Source organism: Streptomyces sp. P9(2023), assembly GCF_032436795.1.
In the GTDB taxonomy this organism is placed as follows: domain Bacteria; phylum Actinomycetota; class Actinomycetes; order Streptomycetales; family Streptomycetaceae; genus Streptomyces.
In genome coordinates this window covers 1-6,980 of record NZ_JAUPWM010000070.1, presented here as the reverse complement: position 1 = coordinate 6,980, position 6,980 = coordinate 1, and the positions used below count along the sequence as shown (strand labels likewise).

Below are 6,980 nucleotides of genomic sequence, written 5' to 3'. Positions count from 1 at the left end.
CGAACCGTGGCGGGCCGACATCCGGGCACCACGCCTCAGAAGAACACGGACCGCCGCTGCACCAGCAGCTTGTAGAGGGTGTGCTGGATCTGCTCGCGGACCTGGTCCGTCAGGTTGAACATCAGCATCGGATCCTCCGCCGCCTCCGCCGGATAGCCGTCCGTCGGGATCGGCTCGCCGAACTGGATCGTCCACTTCGTCGGCAGCGGCAGCGCGCCCAGCGGCCCCAGCCACGGGAACGTCGGCGTGAGCGGGAAGTACGGAAAGCCCAGCACCCGCGCCAGCGTCTTCGCGTTGCCGAGCATCGGGTAGATCTCCTCCGCGCCCACGATCGAGCACGGCACGATCGGCACCCCGGCCCGCAGCGCCGTCGACACGAACCCGCCCCGGCCGAAGCGCTGCAGCTTGTACCGCTCGCTGAACGGCTTCCCGATGCCCTTGAAGCCCTCCGGCATCACGCCCACGATCTCCCCGGCCAGCAGCAGCCGCTCCGCGTCCTCCGCGCACGCCAGCGTGTGCCCGGCCTTGCGGGCCAGCTCGTTGACGACCGGCAGCATGAAGACCAGGTCCGCCGCGAGCAGCCGCAGATGACGGCCCGCCGGATGGTTGTCGTGCACGGCGACCTGCATCATCAGGCCGTCCAGCGGGAGCGTCCCGGAATGGTTCGCCACCACCAGGGCGCCGCCCTCGGCGGGGATGTTCTCCACGCCCTTCACGTCCACCCGGAAGTACTTCTCCGCCAGCGGCCGCACGAGCGACATCAGGACCTGGTCGGTGAGCTCCTTGTCGTAACCGAACTCGTCGACCTCGTACTCGCCGGTCACGCGCCGCCGCAGGAACGCCAGACCGCCCGCGAGCCGCCGCTCCCAGCCCTCCCGGCGCCCCTCGGAGCCCGCGTCCCCGACGGCCTCCAGGGGCTCCACCGGCCCCGCGGCCCGCAGACCGTCCGGAGCACCCGGAGCGTGCGGACCGGCCGGACCACCGTCCTCCGGGCCGTGCTGCCCCGGCAGAGCCCGTACGGCGGCGTCACCGGCCGCCCTGCCGGGCCGCCGGCGCGTCCGCGAGCGGTCGTCGTCGAACGGAATGACCTTGGCGTCCGCCATCGTTACCTGGGCTCCTTCTGATCCAGCCGGGCAGCGACCCGGTCCACGGCCCCCGCGAGCTTCTCCGGGGGCAGCAGCCCCCGCCCACGGCTGCGGACGAAGTCCGCGAAGGTCTCGGCCGTCGTGAACCGAGGAGTGAAGCCGAGCGTCTCGCGCATCTGGACCGTGGAGACCACCCGGCCGTGGGTCAGGAGCCGGATCTGCTCGGGCGAGAAATCGGTCACCCCGACCGTCCGCAGCGCCGAACCCACCCAGGTGACCGCCGGCAGCAGTACCGGCACCGTCGGCCGCCCCAGGCGCCGCGCGCACTGCGACAGCAGCAGCACACCGTCCCCGGCCACGTTGAACGTGCCGCTGTTCAGGGTCGCCCGGCGCGGCTCGCCCGAGGCCAGGTGCAGGACGGCGACGACATCGTCCTCGTGTACGAACTGCAGCCTCGGGTCGTAGCCGAAGACGGTCGGCATCACCGGCAGCGACAGGTACTCGCCGAGCGGGGAGTCCACCCGCGGCCCCAGGATGTTCGCGAACCGCAGTACGCACACCGCCACGTCCGGCCGGCGCCGCGCGAAGCCCCGTACGTACCCCTCGACCTCGACGGCGTCCTTGGCGAAGCCACCGCTCGGCAGCGACTTCGGCGGGGTCGTCTCCGTGAACACGGCCGGGTCCCGGGGCGCGGAGCCGTAGACACTCGTACTGGACTTGATCACCAGGCGCCGCACCCGCGGCGACTTCTGGCAGGCACCGAGCAGCTGCATGGTGCCGATGACGTTGGTCTCCTTGATGGACGTCCGGCCGCCGGCGCCCAGCGCCGTACCGGTGACGTCCATGTGGACCACCGTGTCCACCTCGTGCTCCGCGAGCACCTTGGCGATGGCGGGCTGCCGGATGTCCGCCCGTACGAAAGCGGCCCCGCCGAGGTCGTGCGTCGGCGCGACCGCGTCCACGGCGACCACCCGGTCCACTTCCGGATCCCGCTGGAGACGCCGTACGAAACGGCCTCCGAGATGCCGGGCCGCACCGGTGACGAGCACGACCTTGCCCAAGATCAGCGCCTTCCGTCGGTTCTCCGTCGGTCCGGGCCCCGGATGCTCATCCGAGGCCCTGTGCGCCACCGTAGCGCTTCGGTGTTGCGCAGTGATGACCGCCGTGGGCAACGGGTGGAAACCGGACCGGAAAACCCCACCAAAAAAGCGTGGCCCCGCACCGGTTTCCGGTGGGGGCCACGCTCGACGCACAAACAGCCGTCGTTACAGCCGTCGCTTACTTCTTGTTGCGACGCTGAACGCGGGTGCGCTTGAGCAGCTTGCGGTGCTTCTTCTTGGCCATCCGCTTGCGCCGCTTCTTGATAACAGAGCCCACGACTACCCTCGCTCACTTCTTCTCACTCGGTGCGGGGCGTCTGGGCCCACACGACCTACGTCGGCCTAGCCTACCGGCCCGAGCGCCGAGCTTGTAATCCGAGGGGACCACGGGCTCCCGTCTAAGCCGTCTCCACCCCCACGAAAGACTCCCTGAGGTACTCGTGAACCGCCTGTTCCGGGACCCGGAAGGACCTGCCCACCCGAATCGCCGGCAGATGACCGCTGTGCACCAAGCGGTACACGGTCATCTTCGACACACGCATCACCGAGGCGACTTCCGCCACGGTAAGAAACTTGACCTCGTTGAGAGGCCTATCGCCAGCAGCCATGACCCACCTGTACCTTCCGCACACGACGCCCACCGGCTTCCCCTCCGGTGACCCTGCGTCGCTGTGCGCTCACGCTCCAGACTAGGGGCGTGTGGTACGAGTGGGGAAGAGGAGCAGCCATCGGCCGTTTACCGTGACAGACACGCTCGATTGAGTACATAGCGAGTGAGCGGCCGGTAGTGGGCGGAGGGCACCGCGTCGTCAAGCGGAACGGCCACGGAGACCTGCCCCTCGGCCTCCCCGACGAACAGCGCCGGATCGTCCGTATCGGCGAGCCCGATGGCCTCGATACCCAGCTGACCTGCCCCGCAGACCCATCCGTGGTCACCGACGACAAGTTCCGGAAGCGGCCAGCCGCCCTCCACGACCCCCTCCAGAGCGGCCCTAACCGGCAGCGGCGAGTGGGTGTGCGCCCCCGTCTCACGCCCCGTTCCCGGCAGACCGGGTTCTCGCACCAGCGCGACGCCTCGCTCGTAGTCGAGGATGTACGTGCGTAGACCGAACCGGGTCGTTATGTCGACACATCTCCCCTGCGCGGGGGTGAGTACAAGACATCCCACCGCCGACAAAGCGTCTGCGAGCGCTGCGTAGAAGCCGAGCAGTCGGTGCGGATGACCGGTCCCGAACAGCACCGGAGCCCGCCGCCCCGCCGCCTCACCCAGCCGCTCGGCGAACGCCTGAAGCCCGCTCAACGTCCGTTCCGGATCGATGACATCGGGCCCCGAGCGGTGCGCCGGATCCCCCGACACACCGCACTTGTCGGCCATCAGCCGCAGCAAGTCCGCCTCGTCCCACCAGCGTTGGGGGTCGAGACCCAGCATGACCCGCGGATCCCGCGCCGCGAAGAGCCGATAGCTCCGCAGATTGTCCTCCCGCGAGGTCGCCACGCTCCCGGCCAACCTCGCCGCCAACAGATGCGCCCGCAGCGCCCCGGTACTCAGCACCCTTCGATGCTGCCGCAGCCCACCTGACCACGGGCCAAAACCCAAGGGAGAACGCACAGTCGGCGTAACCACCGGCGCCGACGGCCGGGCACGGTCTACGCGAGCAGCCCCCGCAGCGGGAACGAGGCCCGCCGCGTCGCGAGCACCGCCTGGTCGAGCCGGTCGGCGGGGTCGTACCCCTCCTCCCACTCCCGCCAGGCCACCGGCCACCGCCCGTCCGTCATCCGCGCCGGCCCCGGCTGCCGCGTCCGCGCGTACACCAGGTCCCGCCACGACGACGGGATCATCGACTCCGGATCGATCTCCGCGTGCCCGGCGATCCCCACCAGATGCGTCCACGACCGCGGTACGACGTCCACCACCGCGTACCCGCCGCCACCCAGCGCGACCCACTTCCCGCCGTCCACATGCGCGTGCGCGAGCTCGTGACAGGCCACCTGCACCGCCCGCTGGGCGTCCAGCGACACCGCGAGATGCGCCAGCGGATCCTCGAAGTGCGTGTCCGCGCCGTGCTGCGTCACCAGGACCTGCGGCCGGAAGTCCGCGATCAGCTCCGGTACGACGGCGTGGAAGGCCCGCAGCCACCCCGCGTCCCCGGTCCCCGCCGGCAGGGCCACGTTCACCGCCGACCCCTCACCGGCACCCGCCGCGCCCGTCTCCTCCGGCCACCCGGTCTGCGGGAAAAGCGTCCGCGGGTGCTCGTGCAGCGAGATGGTCAGCACCCGCGGGTCCTCCCAGAACGCCGCCTGCACCCCGTCCCCGTGGTGCACGTCCACATCCACGTACGCCACCCGCTCCGCACCCAGCTCAAGGAGACGGGCGATCGCCAGCGACGCGTCGTTGTAGATGCAGAACCCGGACGCGGCGCCCGGCATCGCGTGATGCAGCCCGCCCGCGAAGTTCACCGCGTGCGCCGCCTCCCCGCGCCACACCGCCTCCGCCGCCCCGACCGACTGCCCCGCGATCAGCGCGGACGCCTCGTGCATCCCGGAGAACGCCGGATCGTCCACCGTCCCGAGCCCGTACGCCTGATCGGCGGCCCTCGGGTTCGCCGAGGCCGCCCGCACGGCCGCCACATAGTCCTCACGGTGCACGAGCCGCAGCGTCGAGTCACCGGCCGGCTTCGCCGCCACCACGTCCACGGCACGGTCGAGCTCGTACGCCCGCACCAGCCCCATGGTCAGCGCGAGCCGTACCGGATCCATCGGGTGTTCGGACCCGAAGTCGTACTGCGTGACAGCTTCATCCCACATCAACAGTGCGCGGCCGCTCATGCCCGCCACCGTATCGGGCCTCCCGAGAACCGAACGACGTGGCATACACCACCGTCACCAGGACCAGCACCATCGGCACGAGCATCGCCCCCCGATAGCTCCACGCGTCCCCGAGCGCCCCCACCAGCGGAGACCCGATCAGGAACCCCACGTAGTTGAAGACGTTCAGCCGCGCGACCGCCGCGTCGCTCGCCCCCGGACCGTGACTTTCAAAAGCCTGCCGCCCGGCCGCCGCGAACGTCTGCGGCACGATCACACTCAGCCCGAGCCCAAGGACCGTGAAGCCGGCCATCCCCACCCAGGCACCCGGCGCCAGCGCGACCACCGCGAACCCCAGCGCCGCAAGCACCGCCCCACCCCGCACGACGGTGGCGGCTCCGAGCCGCCGCACCCCGAGGTCCCCGACGGCCCGCCCGATCAGAGTGGTGACCATGTACGCGTTGTACGGCACGGTCGCCATCTCCTCCGAGCTCCCGAGCACGTCCTGGAGGTACTTGGCGCTCCAGTTCGAGACGGTGGAGTCCCCGATGTACGCGAAGGTCATGACGAGACAGAGCGGCAGCAGCAGCTTGAACGCGACGCCACCACCAGCGGCCTTGTCCAGGTCCAGGGCATCGGGCGCGGTCTCGCCACCGAAGTACCACCGACTCCCCACGAGCGCCGCCGGCAGGAGCACACACACGACCGGCAGATACGAGACGAACAGCGGCAGATCCCAGTGCGCCCCGACCCAGGCCAGCGAGGCCCCCGCGATCCCGCCCAGGCTGTACGCGGCGTGGAACCCGAGCATGATGCTCTGCCCGTACGCCCGCTGGAGGCTCACCCCGAGCATGTTCATGGACGCGTCCAGCGCACCGACGGCAAGCCCGAACACCCCGAGCGCGACAGCGGCCTGCCACAGCTCCGTACCCGCCGCGACGGCCAGCAGGGCGAGGAGGACGACCGGCTGAGCCCATCGCAGCACCACCCCCGGCCCGACCCTGGCCACGACCTTCTCGGTGGCCACACTGGACACACCGGCGAGGATCGGCACGGCAGCGAGGAAGACGGGCAGCAGCCCGTCGGAGATCCCGTAGCGGTCCTGGATCGCCGGTATTCGCGTCACAAGAAGCGCGAACGCCACTCCCTGCACGAAGAAACTGAACGCCAGGGAGCCCCGCCCACGCCGCAACCGCGCATCCGTCATGGCGGCACAGCGTAGGACCCGGACCTACCCATGGGTAGATGGATCACAGGCCCAATATCGCCGGAAGCTCATCCATCGCACCGAAGTACCCGTTGGCCCCGACGAGCCTCTCCTCGGGCGTCATGGCCGTGAACCCGTACACATCCATCCCGGCGGCGACGGCGGCCTGCACCCCGAGCCAGCTGTCCTCGACGACCACACACCGCTCGGGGGCGACCCCCATGCGAGCGGCGACATGCAGAAAGAGATCGGGCGCCGGCTTCCCGCGCCCGACGTCCTCGGCGCTGAAGATGTTCTCGTCCCGGAACCACGCGTCGAGCCCGGTCTTGCGATGCCCGACCCGGATCCGCTCATGCGACCCGGAGGACGCCAGACAGTACGGAACCCCGTCCGCGACGAGCCGCTTCAACACCTCGGTCACCCCGTCGACGGCCGCCAACTCCCGCTCGAAGGCGGCGAACGTACGCGCGTGCAGCGTCTCGTCGAAGTCGTCGGGGAGCCGCTGCCCGGTCCGCTCCCCGATCAGATCGTGTACGCGGTGGATCGCGGCGCCCATGTAGTCGCGCAGGGAATCCTCGTAGGAGGTGGGGTGCCCGAGCTCGGTCAGATAGCCGGCCAGGATGGTGTTGGCGAGGGGCTCACTGTCGACGAGTACACCGTCGTTGTCGAAGACAACCAGTTCGTAGCGCATGCCCACACGATAAACGGCCCCTGAACGCAGAAAAGCCCCGCACCATAAGGTGCGGGGCTTTCCCACAATGATTGTTCGGCGGCGTCCTACTC

The 6,980-nt window shown here is 70.1% G+C and carries 8 protein-coding genes; all 8 read right to left on the bottom strand.

The features are described from left to right. Window positions 1-35: 35 nt before the first annotated feature. Complete coding sequence (locus tag Q5762_RS36495) at window positions 36-1,103, bottom strand: lysophospholipid acyltransferase family protein (protein ID WP_315896628.1); 1,068 nt, start codon at window positions 1,101-1,103, stop codon at window positions 36-38. 2 nt (window positions 1,104-1,105) lie between these two features. Then, on the bottom strand, window positions 1,106-2,146 hold the full coding sequence (locus Q5762_RS36490) for an NAD-dependent epimerase/dehydratase family protein (RefSeq protein ID WP_315896627.1): 1,041 nt from the start codon (window positions 2,144-2,146) through the stop codon (window positions 1,106-1,108). A gap of 217 nt (window positions 2,147-2,363) precedes the next feature. Further along, window positions 2,364-2,462: a 30S ribosomal protein bS22 gene (locus tag Q5762_RS36485; protein ID WP_003948845.1), complete on the bottom strand. Its 99-nt coding sequence runs from the start codon at window positions 2,460-2,462 to the stop codon at window positions 2,364-2,366. Between the two features lie 121 nt (window positions 2,463-2,583). Continuing rightward, a complete protein-coding gene (locus Q5762_RS36480) occupies window positions 2,584-2,793 on the bottom strand; it encodes a helix-turn-helix domain-containing protein (RefSeq protein ID WP_158988220.1) in 210 nt (69 codons plus the stop codon). A gap of 128 nt (window positions 2,794-2,921) precedes the next feature. Further along, on the bottom strand, window positions 2,922-3,737 hold the full coding sequence (locus Q5762_RS36475) for a phosphatase (protein ID WP_315896626.1): 816 nt from the start codon (window positions 3,735-3,737) through the stop codon (window positions 2,922-2,924). Between the two features lie 95 nt (window positions 3,738-3,832). Then, window positions 3,833-5,011, bottom strand: a complete 1,179-nt coding sequence (locus Q5762_RS36470; RefSeq protein WP_315896625.1) for an acetoin utilization protein AcuC — start codon at window positions 5,009-5,011, stop codon at window positions 3,833-3,835. Beyond that, complete coding sequence (locus Q5762_RS36465; protein ID WP_315896624.1) at window positions 4,980-6,197, bottom strand: MFS transporter; 1,218 nt, start codon at window positions 6,195-6,197, stop codon at window positions 4,980-4,982. The genes Q5762_RS36470 and Q5762_RS36465 overlap by 32 nt, the downstream gene beginning before the upstream one ends. A gap of 43 nt (window positions 6,198-6,240) precedes the next feature. Further along, complete coding sequence (locus Q5762_RS36460) at window positions 6,241-6,888, bottom strand: HAD family hydrolase (RefSeq protein ID WP_315896623.1); 648 nt, start codon at window positions 6,886-6,888, stop codon at window positions 6,241-6,243. Window positions 6,889-6,980 lie beyond the last annotated feature (92 nt).

Coding starts and splice junctions, on each gene's coding strand:
- Q5762_RS36495 (WP_315896628.1), bottom strand. CDS start 1,103: ATGGCGGACGCCAAGGTCATTCCGTTCGACGACGACCGCTCGCGGACG.
- Q5762_RS36480 (WP_158988220.1), bottom strand. CDS start 2,793: ATGGCTGCTGGCGATAGGCCTCTCAACGAGGTCAAGTTTCTTACCGTG.
- Q5762_RS36470 (WP_315896625.1), bottom strand. CDS start 5,011: ATGAGCGGCCGCGCACTGTTGATGTGGGATGAAGCTGTCACGCAGTAC.
- Q5762_RS36465 (WP_315896624.1), bottom strand. CDS start 6,197: ATGACGGATGCGCGGTTGCGGCGTGGGCGGGGCTCCCTGGCGTTCAGT.
- Q5762_RS36460 (WP_315896623.1), bottom strand. CDS start 6,888: ATGCGCTACGAACTGGTTGTCTTCGACAACGACGGTGTACTCGTCGAC.